Origin of the sequence: Streptomyces sp. NPDC001796, assembly GCF_042892355.1 — a bacterium.
GTDB lineage: Bacteria > Actinomycetota > Actinomycetes > Streptomycetales > Streptomycetaceae > Streptomyces.
This window is the reverse complement of the sequence record NZ_JBIAUC010000002.1, coordinates 234,835-259,568: the sequence shown is the minus strand read 5'-3', so window position 1 is coordinate 259,568 and position 24,734 is coordinate 234,835. Positions and strand designations below refer to the sequence as shown.

Here is a 24,734-nt window from a genome sequence, read left to right as displayed (position 1 = left end):
ATGTGCGGCATCACAGGGGTGTACGCCTATGGACGTGCCGCGGGTGGTGTGACGCCCGGCATGGTGAAAACGATGCGGGAGACACTGGCCCACCGCGGCCCGGACGGCGCTGGAATGTACGTGAGGGAAGACGGGCGCGTGGGCCTCGGCCATCGGCGGCTGGCGATCGTGGATCTCGAGCATGGCGCGCAGCCCATGTTCGGGGAGCTGGGGGAGTGCCTGGTCTTCAACGGCGAGATCTACAACTACCCGGCTCTGCGCCGGCGCCTGGAACTCCTCGGGGCGCGTTTCCGCACGGCGTGCGACACCGAGGTGATCCTGCACGCATACCGGCACTACGGTGATGAGTGCGTCAAGCTGCTGACCGGAATGTTCGCCTTCGCTCTCTGGGATCCGAACCGGGAACGCATGTTGTTCGCCCGGGATCCACTCGGTGAGAAGCCCTTCTACTGGACGTCGCAGAACGGGACCTTTCTCTTCGCCTCGGAAGTAAAGGCGTTGCTGGCTCATCCCCAGATCACCGCCGAGGTGAACACCGATGCTCTCGACGGATACCTGGCCAACCTGACGACTCGCTCGCCGAGGACCCTCTACCGGAACATCAACAAGCTGCCGCCCGGGACCGCGGGCGCTTGCGACGCGCACGGAGTGCGTACCTGGCGCTTCTGGGACCTCGCCGGTGAGCGTGACTTCCACGACCTGCCGCTGCCGGAAGCGTCGGCCCGGGTACGGCGACTGCTGGAGCAGTCGGTACAGGAACGGCTGATGAGTGACGTTCCGGTGGGCGTGCTGCTGAGCGGAGGGTTCGATTCCACGGCACTGGTCGCCTTGATGCGGGAGCAGGCTTCTCGCATTCCCACCTTCTCCGTGGGTTTCGCCGATGCTCCTGGGTGCGACGAGAGGCAGGAGGCTCGCTGGGTGGCGAGGCACTTCGCCACGGAGCACCATGAGGTGACGGTTTCCCCTCGTGACGCGCTCCGCTCGCTGGCATCGATGGTGCACTTCCAGGACGAACCGCTTGCGGATCCGGTCTGCGTTCCCCTGGGCTTCGTCTGTGCGGAGGCCCGAAAGAGCGGCGTGCCCGTTCTGCTGGGCGGCGAGGGTGCCGACGAGCTGTTCTGGGGCTATCCCCACTACGTCAAGATGATGCAGTGGCAGCGGAAACTGAGCGTCCTCCGGTCCCTGCCCGCGTCGGCCCGAAACCTGTTCCCGGCGTTCGTTCCCAGGTCCCGTCGCGGTTGGACGTTCGACTCTCTTTCCAACGCCGTCAGGGGCAGGCAACTGCCGATGCATTATCCTCTCGGGCTTCCTGCTTCGCTCCGCTCCGCGGTGCTCAACCCCCGGCTGTACGACGAGCCGTGGATCTCACCCGCGATGGCCGCCGACGGCGAGACGCGCATGCAGACCCTCGCTTTCGACACTCAGCACTACGAGTTCTCCCTGCGTCTGCCCGAACTCCTCCTCATGCGGATCGACCGGTTCTCCATGGCGAATTCTGTCGAGGCGAGGGTTCCTTTTCTTGATCCCGGACTGGTGGAATACGTCTACCGGTTGCCCGTCGCTCACAAGCTGGTCGGCGGGATGACCAAAGTCGTACTGCGTCACGCTCTCAGCGATGTCATGCCGGACCGGGTGTCGATGCGCAAGAAGCAGGGGTTCGGAGCTCCGATCGGACATTGGTTGCGGGGCGCGATGGGCAACGTTCTTGTTGATCTCCTGTCGGCGCCGGAGATGCGCCGCTACTTTCGCACCGAGAAACTGCTCGGCATGGTTGCCGACCATCGTTCCGGCCGGCGTGGCAGAGCGCAGTTCCTGTGGCCGATCTTGAACTTCGCCGTGTGGCACAGGGTGTGGATCGAGGGCGCGTGCAGGGACGAACTGGCAGATCGCATGCTGAGCAGGTGCACCGTTGACGCGGGATGACGGCGCCGGCCACCGGCAGCCGAGTCCGCGCCGGGCAGGGCGATGGAAACAGCGCATGGTGACCGCGTCCGAGCTTCCCCCGGGGGCGCTGGCGGCCGAAGCGGGCTGGTTCGCGGTCCGCACCGCCTGCCGGATGGTGAGCGAGGGACCGAGGCGAGCGACTCCCAGGCGCCCGGCGGCCCCGGAGGGGTGGAGGCACTTCGTACTCGGGCGCCCGGGAGGTGCTCGGCCGAAGCCGACACCGAGTGCGCGGGAGTTGGAGGACTGCCTGCACGAAGCCGACGATGCCCTCGAGGGTCGGTTCTCCGTCCTCGGCTACGGGACCGTGCATCCGGGTACCGACGAACGACGCTGGCACCGTGATCCCGTTCATGGCTTCACATGGGCCGCTCGTGACCACAGAGAACTCGGTCCCGCTCCGGGAACGGCCGACATCAAGATCCCGTGGGAGGTCAGTCGCCTGCAGTGGCTCGTCGCGCTTGCCCGGGCTCATGCGTACACCTCCGATCCCCGCTACCGTGACGGCGCGCGGAGACTGCTGCGGTCGTGGGCCGTGGCCAACCCTCCCGGGTGGGGCCCGAACTGGGTCAACGCGATGGAGGCCGGCATCCGTGCCGTCAACCTCGTCTGGGCGGCCGAGATCCTGGACGACCCGCGGTTCACGGCGGCAGTCGGCGGGATGCTGCGTGATCACGGGAGATACATCGTCGGGAACCTCGAGTACTCACCGCGCATCACCATCAATCATTACCTCGCCGACATCGTCGGACTGGTGTACGTGGGCGGCGCCCTCCGTCACCGCTGCGTGGGCCGGTTGTGGCTCGGATTCGCCAGTCGGCAACTGCAGCATGAAATCCTGAAGCAGTTCCACCAGGACGGCTCCAACTTCGAGGCGTCGCTCGGCTATCACCGGTTGTCCACCGAGCTGGTGACGATGGGTCTGTTGGCGCTCCGGCGGCTGGACGTCCGTGTCCGGCCGGACGCCGTGGCGCGCTTCGAGTCGGCGGTGCAGGCGTTGACCGCTCTCACCGGACCGCACGGCATGCTGCCGGCCGTTGGGGACGATGACAGCGGCCTCGTCGTGGGACTCCAGTCGGGGAGGAACCCGCGGGACCCCGATTCGGTCGTCTCCGCCGCCTCCGCCGTGCTCACGTCCCGCAGCGCCGGGGGAACGACCACTTCGGAATTGGCCCAATGGTGTGGAGCGAGGCCGAGCGGGCCGGGGCGGCCGAACGCCGCACGGCCATCCGTGGCCTTCCCGGACGGCGGCTGGTACGTGCTGAGTTCTCGCCGCTACTGGTGTCTTGTTGACTGCGGCCGTGTCGGGCAGAGGGGAAACGGGGGCCATGGACACAACGACACCCTCTCGTTCGTCCTGTGCGCCGATGGCCGGGAGATCATCACGGACCCCGGCACGGGCGTCTACACGGCCGATCCCCGTCTGCGCAATGAACTCCGCGCGACGCGCTCACATTCCACAGTCGAAGTCGATGGATGCGAACAGAACCGTTTCGATCCGAAAGCGTTGCTGACGCTGCACGATGACGACCACGCCCGTGTGATCTGTTACCACGCGGACGACTCCGGGAGACAGCTCCTCGACGCCGTCCACGAGGGATACCGGAGATTGGCAGACCCGGTGCTTCACCGGCGCCGGTTCACGCTCGACGACCAGGGCCTGACTGTTTCAGACGAACTCGAATGCCGGGGTCCGCATACCGTCGTGGTCACGTTCCCTCTCGCAGCCGGGGTGAAGGCGGAGACGGACGGCGGGTGCACCCGGCTCTTCGCGGCAGGAACGACGGTGAGCCTGACCCAGCTCGCAGGTCCGTCTCTCTTCTTCCAGATCCAGCAGATGGTGTGCTCACCTGCTTACGGCCGCGTCGTCGACACCGGGGTACTCCGCGCGACACTGCGGATCGACGGCCCGGCCTCATGGGATCTGCGCTTCCGTCTCGCCGCCGGAGGACAGGGATGAAGATCCTCATGGCTGTGGTGTCGGACCTTCGCAGCGATGCCCGTGTCCGACGGGAGGCCGCCGCGCTCGCCGCAGACGGCCACCAGGTGCGGGTCGTCGGTTTCCACTCCGGGGTACGCCGCCGGAGCCGCAGCGTGGAGGAGGGCGTCCACTACGATGCCCTGCCGTTCCCGCCGCGGAACCTTCCCCGGACGCTGCGGCTGGCCCACGCAGGCATCGGCAGCCTGCGCGCCGCGCTGCTCATGGGGCGGGGAAGACCGGACGTCGTGCACTGCCACAATCTTCACCTCAGTCTCCCTGCGCTGCTCGTGGCCCGCCGCTACCGTGCCGCCCTCGTTTACGACGCGCACGAGCTGGAGGCCTGTATGCACCGATGGCCGTGGCGGCAGGTGATCGAACGGTGGGAGCGGACGGTCTGGCGCCGCTCGCGAGCCAGGATCACCACGAATTTCTCGCGCGCGGCCTACCTCGAGGACATGCACGGCAGCCGGCCCGTGGTCGTCGGCAACTATCCCCGCACACCTCAAGCCGGTGTCGCTCCGAAGGACCTCCGGCGCCGACTGGGCATTCCGCGCGACCGCCTGGTGCTGATCTTCCAGGGAGGCTTCTACCTCGACTCCCGCTGCTTCGACACCGTCGCGGCCGCACTGCGGGATCTTCCGCAGTGGCACTGGGTGATCATCGGCTTCGGCAGCGACGACAGCGTGCGCAAACTGCACGAGATCGTGGCGGAGTGCGGCATCGAGGACCGCACCAGCATCCTCCCCGCGGTGCCGGTGGATGAACTTCTGTCCTACACCGCGGCGGCGGACGTCGGCGTCGTCGCCCTCACCAATGCCCATCTCAACTGCTACCTGGGCGACACCAACAAGCTCTTCGAATACCTGATGGCTGGTCTGGCCGTGGTGGGCAGTGACTTCCCCGAGGTCCGAAGGGCCCTGCTCGGCAATGGGACCGGTCCGGTCGGTGCGCTCTTCGACCCGGCGGATCCCGCGTCGGTGGCCCGCGCGCTGTGCAAGGTCGCCGACGATCTACCGACGCTGCGGCGCAACGCCGAGAAGGTGCGCGGCACCTACTCCTGGGAGACCGAGAGCAGGACGCTGACCCGCCTTTACCGTGCGCTCGCCACGCCGGATGACGCACGGTCCGATACCGAACAGGGGCGGCCGGCCGGGCCGTCCGGTCTTCCGAAAGGCGCGTGACGTGAAGGCAGTACTGCTGTCGGCCCGGGACGGTTCGATCAGTGTGGGGGACATTCCGCCCCCGGTGGTGCAGTGGGGCACGGTGCTGATCCGAACGACCTACTCGCTGATCAGCGCGGGTACCGAGCGGGCGACCGTCGAGACGGGTGCCGGCAGCCTCCTGGGAAAGGCACGTCAGCGTCCCGACCAGGTCCGGCAGGTTCTCGACACGGCGCGGCAACTGGGCATCGTGGAGACCTACCGGATGGTCCAGGACCGGCTCGACCGGCCGATGACGCTCGGGTACTCCTGCGCCGGTGAGGTGATCGCGGTGGGCGAGGGGGTCGACGACATCACGCCCGGCATGCGGGTGGCTGCGGGCGGCGCCGGCTACGCCGTGCACGCGGAGATCGTGGCTGTGCCCCGCAACCTCGTGGTGCCCGTGCCGGTTGGGGTGGAGGACCGCTGGGCTGCGTTCGCCACCGTGGGCGCCATCGCACTGCAGGGGATCCATCAGGCCGAGGCGGTTCCGGGCTCCCGTGTCGCCGTGATCGGCCTCGGGCTGGTGGGACAGCTCACCCTGCGGCTCCTGCGCGCCTACGGCTACGACACGATCGGCGTGGACCGGGACCCCACGGCCGTCGATGCCGCCCGGACCGCCGGATTCGTCGCCTACTCCAGGGACACGGAGAACCTTCCGGGGACTGCCGCGCGTCACTGGGGCGGGGCACGGGCGGACGCGGTGCTGGTGACGGCGGCGACCTCGAGCACCGATCCGGTGGAGTTGGCCGGGAGCCTGGCGCGTGACCGAGCCACCGTGGTCATCGTCGGGGACGTCAAGGTGGCCCCGCCCCGCTCGTCGTACTACCACAAGGAACTGTCGATCCGTTACTCCCGCTCATACGGGCCGGGGCGTTACGACCCTCGGTTCGAGGAGGCCGGCCAGGAGTACCCCGAGGGCCATGTGCCGTGGACCGAACGCCGCAACCTGGCCGAAGTCCTCAGGCTCGTGCCCGGGCTGGACCTGGAAAGCCTCGACCCCCGGGTCTTCGCCGTGGAGGACGCCGCCGATGCATACCGCGTCCTGAACAGCGAACGGCCTCGGCGGCGGTCAGCGCTGCTGTTGCGCTACTCCGGTACCGCCCGCATGACCGCGCCGCCGCGGCGCCAGGACGGGCCGGCGTCATGGTCGCCGCCTGCTGGGGAGGCGAGGATCGCCGCGATCGGCGCGGGGAACTTCGCCACCAAGATGCTCTTCCCCCACCTGCGCCGGGAACCGGGGGTGCGCTTCTCCTGGGTGGCGAGCGCCCGGGGCCTGAGCGCCGTCCAGCAGAGCAGGCGATGGGGTTTCAGCACTGTCGCGGAGAGCGCCGAGCACGGGCTCGCATCGGGCGGCGCCGACTGCGTCATGGTGCTGTCCCGCCACGACAGCCACGCGCGGTACGCGGCGGAGGCGCTGCGCCGCGGCATGGCGTTGTACTGCGAGAAGCCCGTGGGTCTCACGGAGCAGGAGCTGGAGGAGGTCGCGCAGGCCTGGGCCCGGTCCGGCGCCCCGGCGCTCGCCGGCTTCAACCGGCGGTTCGCCCCAGCCGTGCGGGATCTGCGTGCCGCCCTGCCCGCGGGGGCGCCCCTCCAGGTGGTCTACCGGATCTTCGCGGGCCGGCTGCCTTCCGGTCACTGGTACTTCGACCACCGGCAGGGAGGCCGGCTGCTCGGCGAGATCTGCCACTTCATCGACACTGTGAACTTTCTCGTGCGGGCCAGGCCGGTGAGCGTCATCGCCACCGGTGTGGACAGCAGGGACCCGGTGTCGGCCCAGAGCGTCACCCTGCAGGTCGTCTACGCCGACTCGTCGACCGCTTCCATCGTGTACGGCGGTGTGACACCGCCCGGCGCCCCGAAGGAGTTCATCGAGGTCGCCTGCGACGGTCTCGCCGCCAGGATCGAGGACTTCGCGTCCCTGACGCTGTGGAAGGGCGGGAAGAAGTCGCAGTCGTGGTACCGGGGGGCCCCGAAGGGGCACGCGGAGGAGATGCGGGCCCTGACGCGGGTGCTGCGCGGGGAGAAGATCGCCGAGGCCGACTTCGGGCTGGCGCTGTGGAGTTCGCTCGTGGCATGCCGGGCGGCGTCCGCGCTCTCCGGAGACGGCTGGGCCGAGACCGCGCCGACCACCCCCGCGCTCGCCGAGGCCCTCGGCTGCACGCCGTGCGCCGACGGAACCGGGAGACCGGGTGGCGTGGTCCCGGAGCAGGCCCTCGCCTCACGTCAGGACGCCGTGGGTACGACAGGAGGTTTCGGCGCATGAGCCGTTGGGGAGCGGACGCCGCGGTCGCGGCGCCGAGCCGGAAGGTCGTCGCCTGATGTGCGGCTTCGTGGTGGTCCTGAACGGCGCCGCGGCCGGGCACGACCCCTGCACGACGATCGAGCACCGCGGCCCGGACTCGTCGGGGCACCGGGACTTCCACGGCGCCGACTGGCATGCGTCACTGCACTTCCGACGGCTCGCGATCGTCGACGTGGGCCCCCGCAGCGACCAGCCCTTCGGCGACGCGGAGCGCGGGTTTCTCGTCTACAACGGGGAGATTTACAACGCACCCGAGGTGCGTCGCACCCTGCGGTCCCGGGGTGTTCGGTTCACCACCGAGGGCGATACCGAAGTCCTCCACGAGCTGCTGCTCCAGCCTGATGTCGAACTGCTGCTCGGTCAGGTCGACGGGATGTTCGCCTTCGTCCAGGTCCTGCCCGACGGGCAAGTGCGCTATGGACGGGACCGGCTGGGCATCAAGCCTCTCTACGTCGCCACGGACACGGCAGGCCGCGTCGCCGCCCTGGCCAGTGAGATCGCTCCGCTGCGCACGCTGGGTCTCGCCGAGCACGTCGATCCCGTGGCCGTCGCTCAGGGGGCGATGTTCCTGTGGACGCCTCCCCCGCGCACGGGCTGGCTCCGTGTCCGCTCGGCGCCGGCCGGCTCGGTCCACTGCCTGCGGCCGCCCGGGTACGCACATCCCCGCCTGCTGTGGCAGGCGGGGACCACCGGGCGGGCACTGGACATCGCCGAGGCGGTGCGGGAGTCGGTGCGACGCCAGGTCAGGGCGGATGTCCCGGTGGGGCTGCTGCTGAGCGGGGGAGTCGACAGCACCTGGATCGGTGTGGAACTGCGTCGGGCGGGATTCACGGGCCCCGTCTTCTCGGCGCGTGACGCCACGTCGCCGGAAGGCCTGGCGGAACCCTTCGAGGGCGACGCCCCATACGCCGAGCGGGCGGCCCGTCACCTCGGTATGCCGCTGCGGTGGGTCGACCTCGACGTCGACGTGCTGCGGCAGATTCCGGAGATGGTACGGGTGATGGAAGTGCCGTTCGGTGACCCGGCGGCCATCGCGCTGATGCGCCTGTCCCGGGCCGCCCGCGACGAAGCGACGGTGCTGCTGTCCGGGCTCGGGGTGGAGGAGCTGTTCCTGGGATACGAGCGGTACCAGGCCGTGCGGGCGCTGCAGCGCATGCCGGCGTCCGGCCGGCGGCTCCTCGGACGGGCGTCGGCGGGGCCGGTCCCGGCGAGACTGCGCGAACGCGTGGACAAGCTCGGCCGTATGTGCGCGCTGAGGCCCCGCGACTGGGCCTGGTCGAGCCAGGCCTACTTCAGCGGCGAGGAATGGGCACGGCTGTCCCCGAAGACCGGTCTGGACGAGGTCACGGCCGCCCATCGTGACGTCGTGGACCCTCTGCTGGCGGAGGGAGCGAGCCCGCTGAGCGCGGTCGCCGAGTGTGACCGACGACTGTTCCTGCCCGGCCTCAACCTTCTGTACGGAGACCGTGCGTCCATGCGGGCCAGTGTGGAACTGCGCGTGCCGTTCCTCGGCGAACCCGTCGTCGCTTCGGCGCTTGCCGTACGGGCGGAGGACCAACTCCGGCCCGGCAACGGCAAGGCTCTGTTCAGGGCCGCCGCGTCCGACGCGGGCGTTCCCGACTTTGTCACGCGCCGCTCGAAGACGGGTTTCTCGGCCCCCGTCCGCTCGCTGCTCAGACGGCACGGGCGGCATCTGTGGCCGAGGGTGCGGCAGTCGGGGATCTTCGACGAACTCTTCGACCGGCGGATTGCCGACCAGTTCGTGTCCGAGCATGTGTCGGGAGAACGCGAGCGGGGGCTGGCCGTCTTCGGCCTGTTCTGCGCGGCGGTGTGGTGGGAGCGGAACGCCGGCGGTGACGGGCGGGTCGCGGAAGCCCTCCGGGGCTACCGCGCCACCCCCTGACCCGTGGCCGGAGTCGTTTCGGATCCCGCCGTGGAGCGGGCGTCGTCGGTCGCCGGGACGGTGGTGCCTCCCGTGAGCACAGCGCGCCGGTACCGTACGACATGGACGGCCAGGTTGACTGCGAGCGCGAGGAGACTCGCCCATGCCGCCCCGGCGGCCTGGAAGGCCGGGATCAGCGCGAGGTTGAGGACGAGGTTCGACACCGTCAGGGTGACCGCCGCGGCACGCAGGTCGGGCCCCAGGCCATGTGCCGCGAGGAAGGTGTTGAACGGGCGTGTCACGGCGTTGAGCAGCTGCGCCGCGGCGAGTAACGGAACGAGACCGGCCGCCATGAGGAACTCATCGGAATAGATCAGCCGTACCAAAGGCTCGGCGGCCATGCTCAGCGCCACCGCGGAAACCGTGCTCACCAAGGACACCAGCGCGATCCAGGACGGCTCGATACGCGGTTGGCGAGCGAGGCGCCCGAAGAGCGCTGTGGCCAGGCCCGTGGCGGGAAGTCCGATGACGTAGGCCAGCGAGGTGGCGCACATGTAACAGGCGAAGGAGCGCGGGTCGCTCCCGGCGCCGAGCATCAACGTGTCCATGTGGTACGTGCCCATGCTCAGTACCCGCCCGACATAGGCCGAGAAGCCGTAGTCACGGGCCCCACGGACCATCCGCTGCGTCGTTTCCCGCAGCCTGGCGAACGAGGGCCTGAAGTACGCGAGGAGTGCCACCCACCCCGTGAGCAGGAACAGGGCGTCCGCGAGGAGTACACCCGACGGCGTCAGGTGCGTCCCGGACTGGATGAGGGCCGCGATCAGGGCGAGGAAGCCGGCGCGTGACACCACGGAGGCCACCGAGTAACCGAGGAGCCGGCCAAGGCCCTGTGCCGTTTGCAGGCAGACGAAGTCGAGCGGGTACCCCAGGCATACCAGTGAGACCGTCCTGAGGGCGGGCCCCGCATGGACGTCGAAGATGGCGTCCACGATCCAGGAGAGTGCGAAGACGGCGAGGCCGAAGACGACGGCCACGGGAACGAAGAGACCGATGACCGCCCCCGTGATCCGGTGCCGTTCCGGCGGCTCCGCCCGGGCCAGCATCCGCGCCGCCGGAAGGAACAACCCGAACTCGGAGAACATCGCGCCGAAGACCAGCAGTTGTCTGCCGAAGGTGTAGCTCGCGTAGGAGTCGACGTCGAGCGCACGGGCGAGGAGTGCGGACGTGCCGATGCCGAGCAGGCCCAGCAGCGCGCTCGAGCACGCGAAGCCGATGGCCTGACGGACCGTCGCGGAGGCCCAGGCGCTGCGCAGGTCGGCGCACCTGCGCACGGCGTCGCGGACGGTCGCGGTTCGGTTGCCGCCGAGACTTCCGGCGCTCACGACACCCGCTCCGCACGGGGTGCGCGCACCACCCTGGAAGGGCCCATGCTCGTGGCCCCGCCCGCGACGGGCCGTTGCCGGGTCATCTCGACAGTGGCCGCGGCCATTCCCAGGAGCACGGCCAGCACGGCGTTGCTCGGCCCCTGCGGCAGCATCGTCAGCTCGACCGAGAAAGCGAGATAGGACAGGGCTCCGGCGATCACGGCGGCGTGCAGCACCTGGCATGTCGCGTCCCCGCGCGCCGCCCGGCCCAGCCGGCGGAGCATCCTGGTGCCGCATCCGCACACGGCGAGCAGCGCGACGAAACCGATCACTCCCTGTTCTGCCAGGGTCGCGACGAACGAGCTGTGCGGAGACTCCACCGACCGCACACCCCAGACCACCTTGGGGTTGACGAGTCTTTGCGCCTCGACGAACTGGTTGATCCCCACGCCGGTGACCGGGGCGGAGCGCCAGATCTCCAGCCCCACCTGGTAGGTCGCGAACCGGCCCGCCACATTGGCGGTGTCGCCCATGCGGGCCCGGAAGACGTCGCTGTCCTGCAGCGGTACGAAGAGGGCCAGTGCAGCCAGGGCCACGGCGACGGCGAGGGCCACGAGTCTCAGCTTCTTCCCGGCCCGCAGTCCGAACCCCAGGAGAACGATCAGCAGGGCGCAGGCCCAGGCAACCCGGAACATCGACAACGCCATACCGGTGATCTGCACGGCGGCCGTCAGCGGACCCACGGCGGCCGCAAGCGCCTTGCGGCGGGGACCTCCGGTGTGTGCGCTCATCCACCAGAACAGCGTCGCGGCCAGCGTGAGCGCCAGTGTCAACGCGTATACCTCGGGGTTCGCGTAGGGCCCGGATACGCGGACGATCTGGCCGACCTCCGTGTCGGTGCGTACGACTCCGCCGCTCAGAGTCGCCAGTTCGTATCCGTAGAGGCGCTCGGTGAGACCGAGAAGGGCCACGCAGGTGCCGCAGACCATCAGGCCCGCCGCCCAGCCCCGCAGACGCCCGGGGCTGCCGGCCGTGCGTCGGCAGACGGCGAAGACGATGCAGGGCAGCAGGATCGCGTCGGTGAAGGCCTGCAGCGCGCCCCGGGTATGGGAGTGCGTGGTCACGGCACGGCAGAGGAAGACGCCCGCGAACACCGCGACCGCGATGGTGAAGGCACGCACGCTGCGCTCGTTCGGCCTTTTGGATCTCCTCGTGAAAAGGAGTGCGAGGGCCAGAGCGGTCAGGTACAACCGATCGAACGTCAGCAGCGATCCGGGCCGCGGATAGCGGACGAAAGGATAGAGGGCGGGAGACAGGACGACCCAGGAAAGCCCCGCGACGAACGTGTTCCGGCCGATCACGAGGGCGAACGCCGTGACCATCGCGGCGGTGAGCGGAATCACCGAGAGAAGGCCCGGCCGGAGGAGGAAAACGGCAAGCCCCGCCGTGCCCACGCCCGTGAAGAGGACGGCACACACGGTCGAAAAGGTGGCTTTTCGGTCCGGGTTCGTCTGCACAACAGCCACTGGCTCTCCGCATATCCGTCCGGCTGGGTCGGTTTTCCGTGCCGGGGTTGCGCGGGGACTCGCCGGTCCCGCAATCTCCTCTACGATGTCGGGCGGCGCACCTTCCCTGTCGAATTGCCACGCCGAATGAGCCGCTCGGGTAAGAAGAAATTTCTCCGGGCGTGCCGGCTTGCGATGTGACGCCTTGAGTGGGAATTATCGGAGTGAGAGGGCGACATGCGAGAGAAGGAAATCGCCGAATTTTGGTCGGCGCACCCGTGTGGCGACCATCTGGTGGGCGGGTCGTCCGGCGCGAGCCGATCTGAGTACGAGGAATTCTTCACACGGTACGACGCGTTCAAGTACCGTTTGGAGTCACACATTCCTGAATGCCTTGACGATCTCGATGTGGGCGGTCGGCGGGTGCTTGAAATCGGCCTCGGTCAGGGAGCGGAGTCGGAACAGCTCATTCGCCGGGGCGCGCTGTGGACGGGGATCGACCTCACGGAGACCTCGGTGGAGAGGGTCCGGACCCGGTTGACGCAGCGTGGCCTTCCCTGGGAGGGGCTGCACCACGCGGACGTCCGTGAACTCCCGTTCGCTGCGGGCTCCTTCGACCTGGTCTTCAGTCACGGCGTGCTCCACCACGTGCCCGACATCCTGACGGCCCAGCGGGAGATCCACCGGGTGCTGCGCCCCGGAGGCGATCTGGTGGTCATGCTGTACGCGCGGTGGTCGCTGAACTACCTGCTGGCCATCTGCCTGCTGAGGCGGGCCGCGCTGGCCATGGTCTATCCCCTGGCCCGGACCGGTCTCCTCAAGCCCTCCGGGGTCGTCGGCGCCCACGTGAGGAACGTACGCCGGGCAGGCTTGCGCAGCTACCTGAGCATGCGGCAGTTCCTCCACCACAACACCGACGGGCCGGACAACCCGCATTCACGCGTCTACGACACGCGCACGGTGCGCCGGCACTTTCCGGACTTCTCCGTCGTCCGGGCCCACAAGCACTTCATGCACGCACCGCCGCTCCCCGTGCACGGTCTTCCCGGAGGCGGCGTGGCGGGCTGGCACCTGTGGGTGCACATGAAGCCGAAGAAGCAGCCTGCGGATGCCCCGGCGGTCCGTCAGGCGGTCGGTGTGGGCTGACCCGCCGGGGCGGTCGGGGCTGCCGGATTCGGTTCGTCCGGCCGGGCGGCGTGCAGGGCGGTCAACGCGTCCAGCAGGGGAGCGACGCTCCAGCGGGGCGACTCCCACAGGCCCCTGTTCCCCGGGAACGCTCCGGAGCCGAGGCCGGGGTAGCGGTGAACGACGGCCGCCAGTACGGCCCGGGCGAAGTCAGCTCCGGCGAAGCCGCGTTCGGCCGCCCACGCCGCCATCCGCACCGCCGTCGCGTCGTTGTTCGGGTCCCGCCTGGTCCCGCCGTGGGCGACGTAGCGGGGGACGGGACCGTCGAACAGATGCCGCAGGTAGTGGTCCACCCCCCGTTCGAGCGCGGCCCGGACATCGACGCCCAGCAGCGTCGCCGCCTGGTCGAGGCGAAGCAGTACGTATCCGGTGTGGAAGCCGTCCACCCAGCCCAGCCGGGAACCCTCGCCGTACGGCCAGGAGCCGTCGGGACGCTGGCCGTCGACGCTCACCCGGACCGCACGGCGGGCGGCGTCGGCCAGGCGGTCCGCCAGGCCGGCGGACAGCGGCGCGGTGCGGGCGAGCCGGGCGGCGAGCGCGGCCCCCATGAGGTTGGCGTTGTGGACGAGCACGTCGCTGGTGGGGGTGTAGGTGAAGAACGTGCCGTTGTGCAGGTGCTCCAGCAGCGCCCGGGCGAGCGACCGCACGGCCTCGTCCTCGAGCGTCCCGGTGTCCAGACAGCCGTCGGCGCAGAAGGTGGTGGCCACGAGGTTGGGGACGGAGGCCGGAAAGTACGCCCAGCGGGTCTGCACGTCGAACTCGTAGCGCCACAGTCCGGCATAGCGCCCGGACATCTGCTCGGCGGCCGTCCGGCGGCCCAGTCGGAGGGCGCGCTGCCGCCAGACGGGGGAGGCGGACAGCCGGGCACAGGCGCCCGCGGCGGTTCCGGTCGCGGTCGCGGTGCGCAGCGGGCGGATACCCAGGGCCGTTCGCAGGTCGACCGGGCTGCGTTTGACCGTCTGCAGCAGGCCCTGCCGCAGCACGCGGTGCACGGCCAGTCGTCCGAGCGGGCCGGTCAGCCCGTCGTACGGGTCGGGGCCCGCCCAGTCACGGGCGTCGGCCCAGCGGAAGAGCCGGTCGGCCAGGGTGAGTACGTCGGTGGTCGTCGCCGGCATGGGGCCCTCCGGGTCGGTCGCTTGGACGGGTGGTTGGTGGTCGTCAGTACGCCCCGGTCCCCGACACCACCGCCCGCACCGTCCGCACCAAAACCCCCAGGTCCACCGACGGCGACCAGTTGTCCACATACCTGAGGTCCAGTGCGATCGTCTCGTCCCATGACAGGTCCGAACGGCCGCTGACCTGCCACAGGCCGGTCAGTCCTGGCTTGACGGCCAGCCTGCGCAGTTCCACCTCGTCGTAACCGGCGACCTCGTCGGGCAGCGGTGGTCGTGGACCGACCAGGGACATGCGCCCCTGCACCACGTTGAACAGCTGGGGCAGCTCGTCGAGGGAGTAGCGGCGCAGCACCCGGCCGACGCGGGTGATGCGCGGGTCGCGGCGGATCTTGAACATCCGGCCGTCCTGTTCGTTGGTTAGCTGCTGCCGCAGCCTCTCCGCGTCGGCGACCATGGTGCGGAACTTGGCCATGGTGAAGGGCACTCCGCCGCGGCCGATGCGCGTCTGCCGGTGCACGACCGGGCCCGGGGAGTCCAGGCGTACGGCGAGGGCGACCACCGCGAACAGCGGGGCGAGCAGCGCGATCAGGAGCGCCGCGCCCAGTCGGTCGGTGACCGACTTCAGGAGGGTCGCGAGCCCCCGCCTGAGCGGCGGTGCCACGTTCAGCATGGTCAGTCCGGCCACGGAGAAGACGCCCACGCGGCGTCCGGCCACCTCGGTCAGTCCCGGCACGATCACCAGTGGGCACCCCTCGCCGTGCAGGGCCCAGGACAGTCGGCGCAGGCGCGTTCCGGCCATGTGTGGTCCCGGTACGACCAGGACCACGTCGACGCCGAGCCGCCGGGCTGCCGCCAGCACCGGGGCGGAGTCGGCCGACATGCGCTGGGGTGCCTGTCTGCCGAGGCGGGCGGCGACGGGGGCCAGTGCCTGCGGGTCCTCGTCTCCGATCGGACACACGCCGACCACGACGAACTCGTGGTCGGTCCGCCGTGCGAGGTGGCCGATCAGGCCGTCGACGGCTTTCACCTCCCCGATCACCAGGGCCCGGCGCATGGTCTTGCCGGCACGGCGCCGGACAGCCAGATGCCGGTGGAGCAGCGCGTGCACGGCGGCGCTCGTCAGGGCGCAGGGCACCAGGGCGGCGAGCGCGAGGGGAAAGGGGGACTCCTCGCCTGTGGCCGCCCGCACCACAGCGAGCAGTCCGATCAGGACCAGCCAGTCCTGCACCGCGGGGCGGAGGGTGCCGCCCTCACCAAGACGCCGCTCGCCGTAGCGCTTCCGTGAGGCCCGGACGAGCAGCCAGGCCGCGGCCGCCACCATCGCGTACGTCGCGGCATGCGCACCGTCGACCGGTGCGAAGGCCTGCAGTACGGGCCCGGCGGCGCTGACCGCGTCGCCGAGGACGGCGGCCGGTGCGTACCAGACGGGCTTGCCGGAGCGGCGCCCGGCCGGTGGCTGCTCCTGGATGACCCGGGCCCCCGGATGTCGTGCCACCGGTACCTGGGGCATGGTCTCCCCGAACAGCCACATTCGCCCTCCAAGCGGGATGAAAGGGGTCTAATCGAGTGTGTATGGCAGTCCTGGGGGGAGCGGGGCACGACGCCTGCAGAGGGGAAAGTCTCACCCGATGAGCAGACCCCTTGCCTGGCGCATATGCCTGGCAAGGGGCTGTGCAACGGAAGGGGCCGGGGGTCGCCTCTGCGACCCCCGGCCCCCGGGCGGCGTATGGACGCCCGCTACTTCACGGGCTCCGGCTCCGGCTCGCTCTCCGCGTCCGCCTGACCCGCCGGCGGCTCGTCCACCGGCGTCTTGACGGAGTCGAGGAGCAGCTGGGCGACGTCGACGACCTGGATGGACTCCTTGGCCTTGCCGTCGTTCTTCTTGCCGTTGACCGAGTCGGTGAGCATGACCAGGCAGAACGGGCAGGCCGTCGAGACGATGTCCGGGTTGAGGGAGAGGGCCTCGTCGACGCGCTCGTTGTTGATGCGCTTGCCGATCCGCTCCTCCATCCACATCCGCGCGCCGCCGGCGCCGCAGCAGAAGCCGCGCTCCTTGTGGCGGTGCATCTCCTCGTTGCGCAGGCCCGGGACCTTGCCGATGATCTCGCGCGGCGGCGTGTAGATCTTGTTATGACGGCCCAGGTAGCACGGGTCGTGGTAGGTGATGATGCCCTCGACCGGGGTGACCGGGACCAGCTTGCCCTCGTCGACGAGGTGCTGGAGCAGCTGGGTGTGGTGGATGACCTCGTAGTCGCCGCCGAGCTGCGGGTACTCGTTGCCGATCGTGTTCAGGCAGTGCGGGCAGGTCGCGACGATCTTCTTCGCCGACTTCGGCTTCTTGGTCGAGGGGTCCTCGTCGTCCTCGCCGAACGCCATGTTCAGGGCCGCCACGTTCTCCATGCCGAGCTCCTGGAACAGGGGCTCGTTGCCCAGGCGGCGGGCGGAGTCACCGGTGCACTTCTCGTCGCCGCCCATGATCGCGAACTTCACGCCCGCGATGTGCAGCAGCTCGGCGAAGGCCTTGGTGGTCTTCTTGGCGCGGTCCTCCAGGGCGCCCGCGCAGCCGACCCAGTACAGGTACTCGACCTCGGTGAGGTCCTCGATGTCCCGGCCGACGACGGGCACCTCGAAGTCGACCTCCTTGGTCCACTCCAGGCGCTGCTTCTTGGCCAGGCCCCAGGGGTTGCCCTTCTTCTCCAGGTTCTTGAGCATCGTGCCCGCCTCGGACGGGAACGCGGACTCGATCATCACCTGGTAGCGGCGCATGTCGACGATGTGGTCGACGTGCTCGATGTCCACCGGGCACTGCTCGACGCAGGCGCCGCAGGTGGTGCAGGACCACAGGACGTCCGGGTCGATGACGCCGTTCTCCTCGGCGGTGCCGATCAGCGGGCGCTCTGCCTCGGCCAGCGCGGAGGCCGGGACGTCCTTCAGAGCCTCGGCGGAGGCCTTCTCCTCGCCCTCCATCGTCTTGCCGCCGCCGGCCAGCAGGTACGGCGCCTTGGCGTGCGCGTGGTCCCGCAGGGACATGATCAGCAGCTTGGGGGAGAGCGGCTTGCCCGTGTTCCAGGCGGGGCACTGCGACTGGCAGCGGCCGCACTCGGTGCAGGTGGAGAAGTCCAGCAGGCCCTTCCAGGAGAACTGCTCGACCTGGGAGACGCCGAAGACGTCGTCGTCGCCGGGGTCGGTGAAGTCGATCGGCTTGCCGCCGCTCGTCATCGGCTGGAGAGCGCCCAGGGCCGTACCGCCGTCACTCTCCCGCTTGAACCAGATGTTCGGGAAGGCCAGGAAGCGGTGCCAGGCGATGCCCATGTCCGTCTTGAGCGAGACCGTGATCATCCAGATGAAGGACGTCGCGATCTTGATCATCGCCACCAGGTAGACCAGGTTCTGCAGGGTGCCGACGCTCAAGCCGTGGAAGGCGGCGACCAGCGGGTACGAGGCGAAGTACCCGGCCTCGTAGTGGTCGACGCCCGCCAGGGCGCCCTCCAGGCCGCGCAGTGTCATGATCGCCAGGCCGATGATCAGGATCACGGCCTCGACGAAGTACGCCTGGCCGAAGTTGGAGCCCGCGAACCGGGACTTGCGCCCGGGCCGGGTGGGCAGCGACAGCTGGCGGATGACGATCAGGGTGAGGATGCCGAGCGTCGTCATGGTGCCGACGACCTCGACGAACAGCTCGTACGGCAGCCAGTGCCCGATGACCGGCAGCGCCCAGTCGGCCTGGAAGAGCTGCCCGAAGGCGTTGATCAGGGTCAGGACCAGGGTGAAGAAGCCCACCGCCACGAACCAGTGCGCGACGCCGACGATGCCCCAGCGGTTCATGCGGGTGTGGCCGAGGAACTCCTTGACCACGGTGACGGTGCGCTGGGTGGGGTCATTGGTGCGAGTGCCGGCGGGCACGTTCTGTCCGAGCCGCACGAAGCGGTAGATCTGGCCGATGGCTCGGGCGAACAACGCCACGCCGACCACCGCCAGGACCAGCGACACGATGATCGCGGCGAGTTGCATTTGGGGGCTCCTCGGGCCTGCGAGGGGTTTTCCTCCGTCGTACTTCCTGTGTACTGCGAAGGTGGTGATTACTAAGCGGTAACTTATGCAGTCCGTCTGAGACTACCCACTTCTCCCGCCGCACTGTAGTGGGGTGCGCGGTGATCTGCGTCGCTGTGGGAAGGCTTGCTTCCGGTTCAGCGGGCGGTGCGGCTCGCCGGCCGTGCCGGAGCGAAGGCCACACGGAACATCTTGGGCCAGAACTTGCCCGTGATGAGGAACTCGTCCGTTCCAGGGACGGCCGCGATGCCGTTCAAGGTGGAGCGCGGGTCGCGCTCGTCGTCGCGCAGGAGGCCCGAGGCGTCGATGTCGGCCGTGACCGCCCCGGTGGTGGGGTCGATGCGCACGATGCGGTCGGTGAACAGCACGTTGGCGTAGACGGCGGCGCCGGAGCACTCCAGCTCGTTCAGTCCCGTGGCCGGTCGGCCTCCCTCGGTCACGGTGACCTCGCCCGTCTTCGCGAGCGTGTGCTCGTCACGGAAGGCCAGTCGCGCCGAGCCGTCGCTCGTCACCAACCGGTGCCGTGTGCGATCGAGGCAGATGCCCCAGCCGTCGTCCGGATACGGGACACGGCGCAGCTCCTTGAGCGTCGTCGTGTCCCGCTCGATGGCGATCCGGTCTCGCCAGGTCAGCTGCCACAGGGTCCGGCCCAGCAGGGTGATCCCCTCGCCGAAGAGAGGAGCGGGCAGCGCGGCGCGCATCGTGGGCGGTTTGCCGGGCGGCCCGGCCCGCACGGAGGACTGACCGGCGATCCCGAGCCCCTCGTAGAGCGTGGCGCCGGCCATCTCCAGGCCTTCGGTGAACGCCTTCGGGTCGTGCGGGAGGGTTTCGAGCACCTTCACCCGCAGACGCTCGACCCGGCCGGCGGCGGCCTGGCGTCCGTGCACGGCCCGGCTTCCGGTCGCGTCCTCGTGTGCGCCCTCCCGCGCCGGGGCCCGGCTCGCGCACGACGCGATGACCACCGCACCCGCGAGCGCGACGGCCCCCGCCGAGCGCAGCCGCTCAGGCACCGCAGGCCTCACCGGCCGGCTTCACGGTGGCCCGCAGCGGTGTCACCAGGGGCTGCTGCAGCAGGGTGGGGGTGCCGGTCGCGTGGGGTTCCAGCAGGTGCAGGACCAGGGTGCGACGGGAGTTGGCCGGCAGTTCCACGTCGAGCGTGAAGACCGGGTGGCCGCGTTCGACGCCCGGCGAGAGCTGCGCCGGGCGACCGTCGAGAGTGGCGCCGTCGAACGCCGCTCCGGTGCCGGCGTAGTACGACACCAGGAGCCGGTTGTCGCCCGGGTGAGTGCGGTAGGGCGGTTTGTCCTCCCGCAGCGTGACGTAGTCGGGCAGGCCGGAGGTTGGCGCCCGGTTGGTCAGGCTCACGGTTACCGTGACCGCGCGTCGGCCGCCCGAGCAGCCACCCGCCTCCCACGTCAGGCTCCGGTCCAGGTAGTAGTCCAACTTTGAGCCTGCCGCGTTGTTCACCACGAGCCCGGCGAAGGGGCCGGGCGTGTCGGGCAGCGTGCCGGAGTAGGGGCGCGTCTCGAGGAGGCGCTGTTCGTTCGGGTGCGCGCTCCACACCTTCAGCCGGCCGTCCCGTTGGGCATCGTTCATGGCGAGGAGCAGTGCGGGCAACCGGTGCATGTCACCGGCCGCGGTGATCAGTGGGCCGGCGGCGGCACGGGCGGCATCCACGAAGAACGCCTTGCGCCGGGTGACGTCCTTGTAGCGCGCGTAGCTGACCCGCTCGGTCAGGTCCACGACGTTGTCGGCGGTGAGCACGGTGCCGTCGGCCATGCGGGCCGGGCCGGTGACCCGCAGGAAACGGCTCAGCGTGACCGGATCGACGGCGATCGCGCCGTCCACGCGCTCGCCCGTGTGCTTCTGCCAGGCAGCCGTCCAGATGCGGGCCGCGTAGGGGAAGTGCGGGCTCATGTTGGAGTTGGGCCACGTATGGGCGGGATCGCTGCCCGTGTAGCGGGCGTTGAAGTCGGCTCCCAGGTCGATGTCCGGCTTCACCGGTTCCATCTCGGTGTTGTTGCCGAACCGTTCGAAGGACAGATGGCCCCGGTCGGCTCGCAGTACGGCGAAGGCCCCTGGCAGGCCTCCGGTGCCGCGCGCCTCGGCCAGGTTCTGGAACGCGAGGAAGTAGCGCCGTTCCCCTTGCGTGCCGAGCATGGACGGCAGGACGCGCGCCGCCACGGAGGCGTCCGTCAACACCGAGGCGAGACGGTCGGCCTGCTGTGCGAGGACGGCACGGGCGCGGTCGGCTGCCGGCAGCCAGGTGGAACGGGGCAATGCGTGCACGTCGGCCTGCACCTCCGCCGCGACGCGTGCCGCCCGAACGACGTCCGGCGCGTGCTTCTGCAAGGACGCGAGGGCCTCGGGCACTCCGCCGTCGTGGCCGTCCACCGAGGGCTTGGGCAGGGCTCCCGTCAGCGGGGTCAGGACGTCACCGGACAGGCGGTCCGCCGCGTACGCGGCGCCGCGCACGGTTCTGAGCGGGTCCCCGAGGAAGGGCAGATGGGCGGCGGTGTACCAGGCCGGGCCGGTGGTGAGGCGGTGCGCCCGGCCTGCGTGGGCGGCGGCGGACTGCACCGCCCGCTGCCGTTCCCGCTCCGGGCCGCTCACCGGCGCGGCCGCCACGGACTGGCGCAGCGCGTCGAGGTCCGTCCGGGCCGCGAGCAGCTCCGAGCGGGCGAGCAGTCCGGTGACGCCGATCCAGACGGCGCCCGCGAGGGGGAGAGCCGCACCGGCCAGCAGGACGAATCCGAGTGCGCGACGCCGGCCGGTCGGGGAAAGGCGGGCGGCGCCCTGAGCAGGGCCGGGACGCCGTGGTTCCGCCGTACGGATGTCCTGATCCGTCATGAACTGCGGCGACGGCGTACGGCCAGCATCGTGCCACCGCCCACCACGAACAGGGCCGCTGCGGTGCCACCGAGCGCCAGGCTCCTGTCGCTGCCCGTCGCCGCGAGGCTCCGGTGGCTGGGGTTCTGGTTCTGGTTGTGGTTCTGGTGCTGGTAGTCCGCCCGGTCGCCGACTGCGAGGTGTCCTTGCGAACCGTTGCGATGGTCGTCATGTCCGCCGTGCCCATCGTGGTGTCCCGGACGGCCGGGATGGGTGGGCCCGTGGGTCGGGCTCTTGGTCGGTCGCGGGCTCTTGGTCGGGGTGGGGCTGGGGCTGGGAGGCGGGGGTTGTGTGATCCCGCCCTGGACGAGGACGGTGACGCCGACGCTGAGCTCGGCGTTGTCCGCGGTGACCCGGAGGACGTGCCAGCCGTTGACGGTGTTCTCCGGGATGGTCACGGTCCCCGACACCGATCCGTCGCCCGCTGCGGTGAAGTGGCCGAGGATGACCGGGGTCGATTCCAGCAGCACCGTGACGGGCTGCCCGGACGCGAAGACCCCCGCAGGGAGGCTGAAGCCCACCGGCTCCCCGGCCGTCAGGGTGGTGCCGGCGGGCAAGGGCACGGGTGCGGTCGGCGGGTACGGCTGCGCGAAGGCGGTCTGCGCCCCCACCAGCGGTGCCCCGATGAGCATGGCAGCTGATGCTGCCGATGCCAGAGCAACCCGCCATCTGCGCGATGCTGTCATCTTCTTCACTCTCCTCGACTTCTGTCAGGGCCAGGCCTGCAGCGTCGGCCGTCATCAGGATGTGGGTACCAAGATCTAGATACATGGAATAAATGGGACATACCGACATCCGCTGCTGTGGCGACGCCCAGAAGTCACCGGATGGGGCAGTCGCGTCCCGCCGATGGTCCACGCTGCCGTATCGAATGGCCGAGTGGTGTGCGTCCGCGAAGTCGTCCGATAGTCGGACGTGGGGGTGGCTCCCCCGGTTCGAGCGCGCGAGTCCCTATCTTCGCTGCGTGCAAAGGGAACAAAATGCCCCGTTTCGGGCGGTTCCCTCGGTCCTATGAGGGGTGCAGCTTGGATCTCCACGGATTCCTGAAGGCTCTCGCCAGACGCTGGCCGACCGTCGTCCTCTGTCTGGTTCTCGGGGTCGGTGCCGCGCTCGGCGCGACGATTTTGAGCACCCCCGTCTATGAGGCGAGGACCCAGCTCTTCGTCGCCACCCGCACCGGGGACGACTCCACGCAGCTGAATCAGGGTCAGAGCTTCTCGCAGGCGCGCGTGCAGTCGTACGCCGAAATCGTGACCACCCGTCAGGTCACTGGGCCGGTGGTGAAACAGCTGGGGCTGCGCAGCACGCCGGAGGAACTGGCATCCCGGATCACCGCTGTCGCCCCCCTCAACACCGTGCTCATCGACATCACCGTCAGGGACACCGCGCCCCAGCGGGCGGCGCGCATCGCCAACGCCGTCGCGGAACGGTTCATTTCGGTTGTCGAGCGGCTGGAGACGCCCAAGCGTCCGGTCGTCACGAAGCAGTCCAAGAAGAACCGTCCGGGTGTTGATGACGCGCCCGTCTCCCCGGTGTCCCTCGGTGTCACCCAGGAAGCCGTCGCCCCCGTTGTTCCGGTCTCGCCCCGCCCGCTGCTGAACCTGGGCGCGGGCGTGCTCTGCGGTCTGCTGCTCGGCGCGGGGCTGGTGGCACTGCGCGAGATGCTGGACACGACGTTCAAGACGGGCGAGGCGCTGGGTGAGTTCGTCTCCCTGCCCGCCCTCGGAACCATCCCGTACGACCGCAACGCCCCCAGGCGGCCGCTCGTCAGCACCGACGGGCACTCCAAGCGGGCCGAGGCCTTCCGCAAGCTGCGCACCAACCTGCAGTTCTCCCAGGTCGACGACCCGCCGCGGATCATCGTGGTGACGAGTTCGGTGCCCGGGGAGGGCAAGACCAACACCTCGGTCAACCTCGCCCTCTCGCTCGCCGAGGCGGGCGTCTCCACCTGCCTGGTGGACGGCGACCTGCGGCGCCCGAGTGTGGCCTCGACCTTCGGTCTCGTCCAGGACGCCGGTCTGACCACGGTGCTCATCGGCCAGGCGCGCATCGAGGACGTCATTCAGGAGGTCGCCGGCGGGCTCTCGGTGCTCGCCAGTGGCGCCGTACCGCCGAACCCGACGGAGCTGCTGGCCTCGGCCCGTATGAAGGAGGTGCTGCACGAGCTGGCGGACGTCTACGAGGTGGTGATCGTCGACACTGCGCCACTGCTGCCGGTCGCCGACACGGTCGGGCTCGCCTCGCTCACGCAAGGTGCGCTGCTCGTGGTGCGCGCCGCGAAGACGACCCGTGAACAGGTCCGTACCGCCGCGGAGTCGCTGGAGCGCGTGGGCGTACGCGTCCTCGGCACCGTCTTCAGCATGGCCCCGGTCACCAGGGCAGGCCGCTACGGCCGCTACGGCGCCTACGGCTACGGGAGCTACGGTGAACTGCCCGCTCCCCGTGCGTCGGCTCCCCGGGCGCAGGCTCCGGCGGGCGCATCTGTGACCGGTCGGCGATGACCCGGATCCTCTTCGTCTGCACGGGCAACGTACACCGTTCGGTGTTCGCCGAGCGGTTGCTGGCGGCGAGGCTGTCGCGCGGCTCGGTTCTGCGGCCGGAGAGCGCCGGCACGGAGGCGTGGCACCGCTCCCGTATGGAGGACTCCACCAGGGCGGTGCTGGAGGATCTGGGCGCTGACAGCTCCGGGTTCGTCTCCCGCCCGCTCACGACGCAGCTCGTCGCGAGCGCCGCGCTGGTCCTGGGGCTCGCGCGCGAGCACCGCGAGGCGGCCGTGCGGCTCGCGCCGTGGGCGCTGCGGCGCTGCTTCACGCTGAGGGAGTTCATGCGGCTCGCGGACGAGTGCGACAGCGGGGTGGGCGGCTTCGGCGCCGTGGTGGCGGCCGCCGCCGCCCGCCGGGGGGCCACGGCCCCGGTCCCGCCGGCCGACGACGACATCCCGGACCCCTTGGGCAGACCCCGGCAGGCACTGTACGAGTGCGCCCGGGAGATCGACGGGACGGTGAGCAGGCTGGCCCGGCTGTGGGCCATGAGCGAGGGGGATGCATCATCGATGGGGGGACGAAACGGTACGGAAGAGGGAAACTCTCCTCTTTCATGATCCATGGCGACTCCGCGGGTCCTTGCAGGGCTCGGGCGTCACTGGGCTTTGACGCGGGGCCGCCCCCGAGCCTTACCCCTGCCACCTGCGGTGATCCCCCGATTGCCGAGCCGCGCCGGATAAAAGTTGAGTCCCTCCGACTCAGCTCTGTTGACGCCGCGCCGACCCTCGTGCATCCTTGAGCCTGTTGCACTCAAGTCAGCTGGAGGATTCAC

General features: G+C 69.9%; 17 protein-coding genes. 9 read left to right on the top strand and 8 right to left on the bottom strand.

Annotation, left to right across the window (positions count from 1 at the left end; translation table 11 throughout):
- From asnB (ACFYZE_RS04635) to asnB (ACFYZE_RS04615), 5 genes are read left to right on the top strand one after another with little or no spacing between them, the layout of a single operon-like run.
- Entirely contained in the window at positions 1-1,923 is a 1,923-nt protein-coding gene (gene asnB, locus ACFYZE_RS04635; RefSeq protein ID WP_388988506.1) for an asparagine synthase (glutamine-hydrolyzing), read from the top strand.
- Between the two features lie 55 nt (positions 1,924-1,978).
- Positions 1,979-3,901: a heparinase II/III family protein gene (locus ACFYZE_RS04630; protein WP_388988503.1), complete on the top strand. Its 1,923-nt coding sequence runs from the start codon at positions 1,979-1,981 to the stop codon at positions 3,899-3,901.
- Positions 3,902-3,909: 8 nt separating this feature from the next.
- Positions 3,910-5,103 (top strand): glycosyltransferase, encoded by a 1,194-nt coding sequence (locus ACFYZE_RS04625; RefSeq protein ID WP_388988499.1) that lies wholly within the window; start codon positions 3,910-3,912, stop codon positions 5,101-5,103.
- Between the two features lies 1 nt (position 5,104).
- Entirely contained in the window at positions 5,105-7,387 is a 2,283-nt protein-coding gene (locus tag ACFYZE_RS04620) for a bi-domain-containing oxidoreductase (protein WP_388988496.1), read from the top strand.
- Positions 7,388-7,442: 55 nt separating this feature from the next.
- Entirely contained in the window at positions 7,443-9,329 is a 1,887-nt protein-coding gene (gene asnB, locus ACFYZE_RS04615; protein WP_388988493.1) for an asparagine synthase (glutamine-hydrolyzing), read from the top strand.
- On the opposite strand, the gene ACFYZE_RS04610 is transcribed toward asnB (ACFYZE_RS04615), so the two are convergent.
- Complete coding sequence (locus ACFYZE_RS04610; protein WP_388988491.1) at positions 9,311-10,693, bottom strand: lipopolysaccharide biosynthesis protein; 1,383 nt, start codon at positions 10,691-10,693, stop codon at positions 9,311-9,313. The two genes, asnB (ACFYZE_RS04615) and ACFYZE_RS04610, sit on opposite strands and share 19 nt — an antisense overlap.
- Entirely contained in the window at positions 10,690-12,078 is a 1,389-nt protein-coding gene (locus ACFYZE_RS04605; RefSeq protein ID WP_388988488.1) for an O-antigen ligase family protein, read from the bottom strand. Before ACFYZE_RS04605 ends, ACFYZE_RS04610 begins: the two co-directional genes overlap by 4 nt.
- A 339-nt stretch (positions 12,079-12,417) precedes the next feature.
- Here ACFYZE_RS04605 and ACFYZE_RS04600 point away from each other — a divergent pair, with 339 nt between their 5' ends.
- Positions 12,418-13,326 carry a class I SAM-dependent methyltransferase gene (locus ACFYZE_RS04600; RefSeq protein ID WP_388988486.1) on the top strand — a complete coding sequence of 303 codons (909 nt, stop codon included), beginning with the start codon at positions 12,418-12,420 and terminating at the stop codon, positions 13,324-13,326.
- Here the strand turns inward: ACFYZE_RS04600 and ACFYZE_RS04595 are convergent.
- From ACFYZE_RS04595 to ACFYZE_RS04570, 6 genes are all read right to left on the bottom strand, one after another.
- On the bottom strand, positions 13,305-14,480 hold the full coding sequence (locus ACFYZE_RS04595; protein WP_388988483.1) for a hypothetical protein: 1,176 nt from the start codon (positions 14,478-14,480) through the stop codon (positions 13,305-13,307). The two genes, ACFYZE_RS04600 and ACFYZE_RS04595, sit on opposite strands and share 22 nt — an antisense overlap.
- Before the next feature lie 43 nt (positions 14,481-14,523).
- On the bottom strand, positions 14,524-15,990 hold the full coding sequence (locus ACFYZE_RS04590) for a sugar transferase (RefSeq protein ID WP_388988480.1): 1,467 nt from the start codon (positions 15,988-15,990) through the stop codon (positions 14,524-14,526).
- 227 nt (positions 15,991-16,217) lie between these two features.
- The gene (locus ACFYZE_RS04585) at positions 16,218-18,491 is read right to left on the bottom strand and encodes a (Fe-S)-binding protein (protein WP_388988478.1); all 2,274 of its coding nucleotides are present in this window, start codon (positions 18,489-18,491) and stop codon (positions 16,218-16,220) included.
- A 176-nt stretch (positions 18,492-18,667) separates the two neighbouring features.
- Positions 18,668-19,540, bottom strand: a complete 873-nt coding sequence (locus ACFYZE_RS04580) for a glutaminyl-peptide cyclotransferase (RefSeq protein WP_388988476.1) — start codon at positions 19,538-19,540, stop codon at positions 18,668-18,670.
- The gene (locus tag ACFYZE_RS04575; RefSeq protein ID WP_388988473.1) at positions 19,533-21,380 is read right to left on the bottom strand and encodes a DUF4012 domain-containing protein; all 1,848 of its coding nucleotides are present in this window, start codon (positions 21,378-21,380) and stop codon (positions 19,533-19,535) included. The genes ACFYZE_RS04580 and ACFYZE_RS04575 overlap by 8 nt, the downstream gene beginning before the upstream one ends.
- Complete coding sequence (locus ACFYZE_RS04570; RefSeq protein ID WP_388988471.1) at positions 21,377-22,051, bottom strand: hypothetical protein; 675 nt, start codon at positions 22,049-22,051, stop codon at positions 21,377-21,379. Before ACFYZE_RS04570 ends, ACFYZE_RS04575 begins: the two co-directional genes overlap by 4 nt.
- On the opposite strand from ACFYZE_RS04570, the gene ACFYZE_RS04565 reads away from it, so the two are divergent.
- The 3 genes from ACFYZE_RS04565 (at position 22,044) to ACFYZE_RS04555 (ending at position 24,519) form a co-directional block, all read left to right on the top strand.
- Positions 22,044-22,184 carry a hypothetical protein gene (locus ACFYZE_RS04565; RefSeq protein ID WP_388988468.1) on the top strand — a complete coding sequence of 47 codons (141 nt, stop codon included), beginning with the start codon at positions 22,044-22,046 and terminating at the stop codon, positions 22,182-22,184. The two genes, ACFYZE_RS04570 and ACFYZE_RS04565, sit on opposite strands and share 8 nt — an antisense overlap.
- A 260-nt stretch (positions 22,185-22,444) precedes the next feature.
- Positions 22,445-23,920, top strand: coding sequence for a polysaccharide biosynthesis tyrosine autokinase (locus ACFYZE_RS04560; protein WP_388988465.1), 1,476 nt, complete (start codon positions 22,445-22,447; stop codon positions 23,918-23,920).
- A complete protein-coding gene (locus ACFYZE_RS04555) occupies positions 23,917-24,519 on the top strand; it encodes a low molecular weight phosphatase family protein (protein WP_388988462.1) in 603 nt (200 codons plus the stop codon). Before ACFYZE_RS04560 ends, ACFYZE_RS04555 begins: the two co-directional genes overlap by 4 nt.
- Positions 24,520-24,734: the final 215 nt, after the last annotated feature.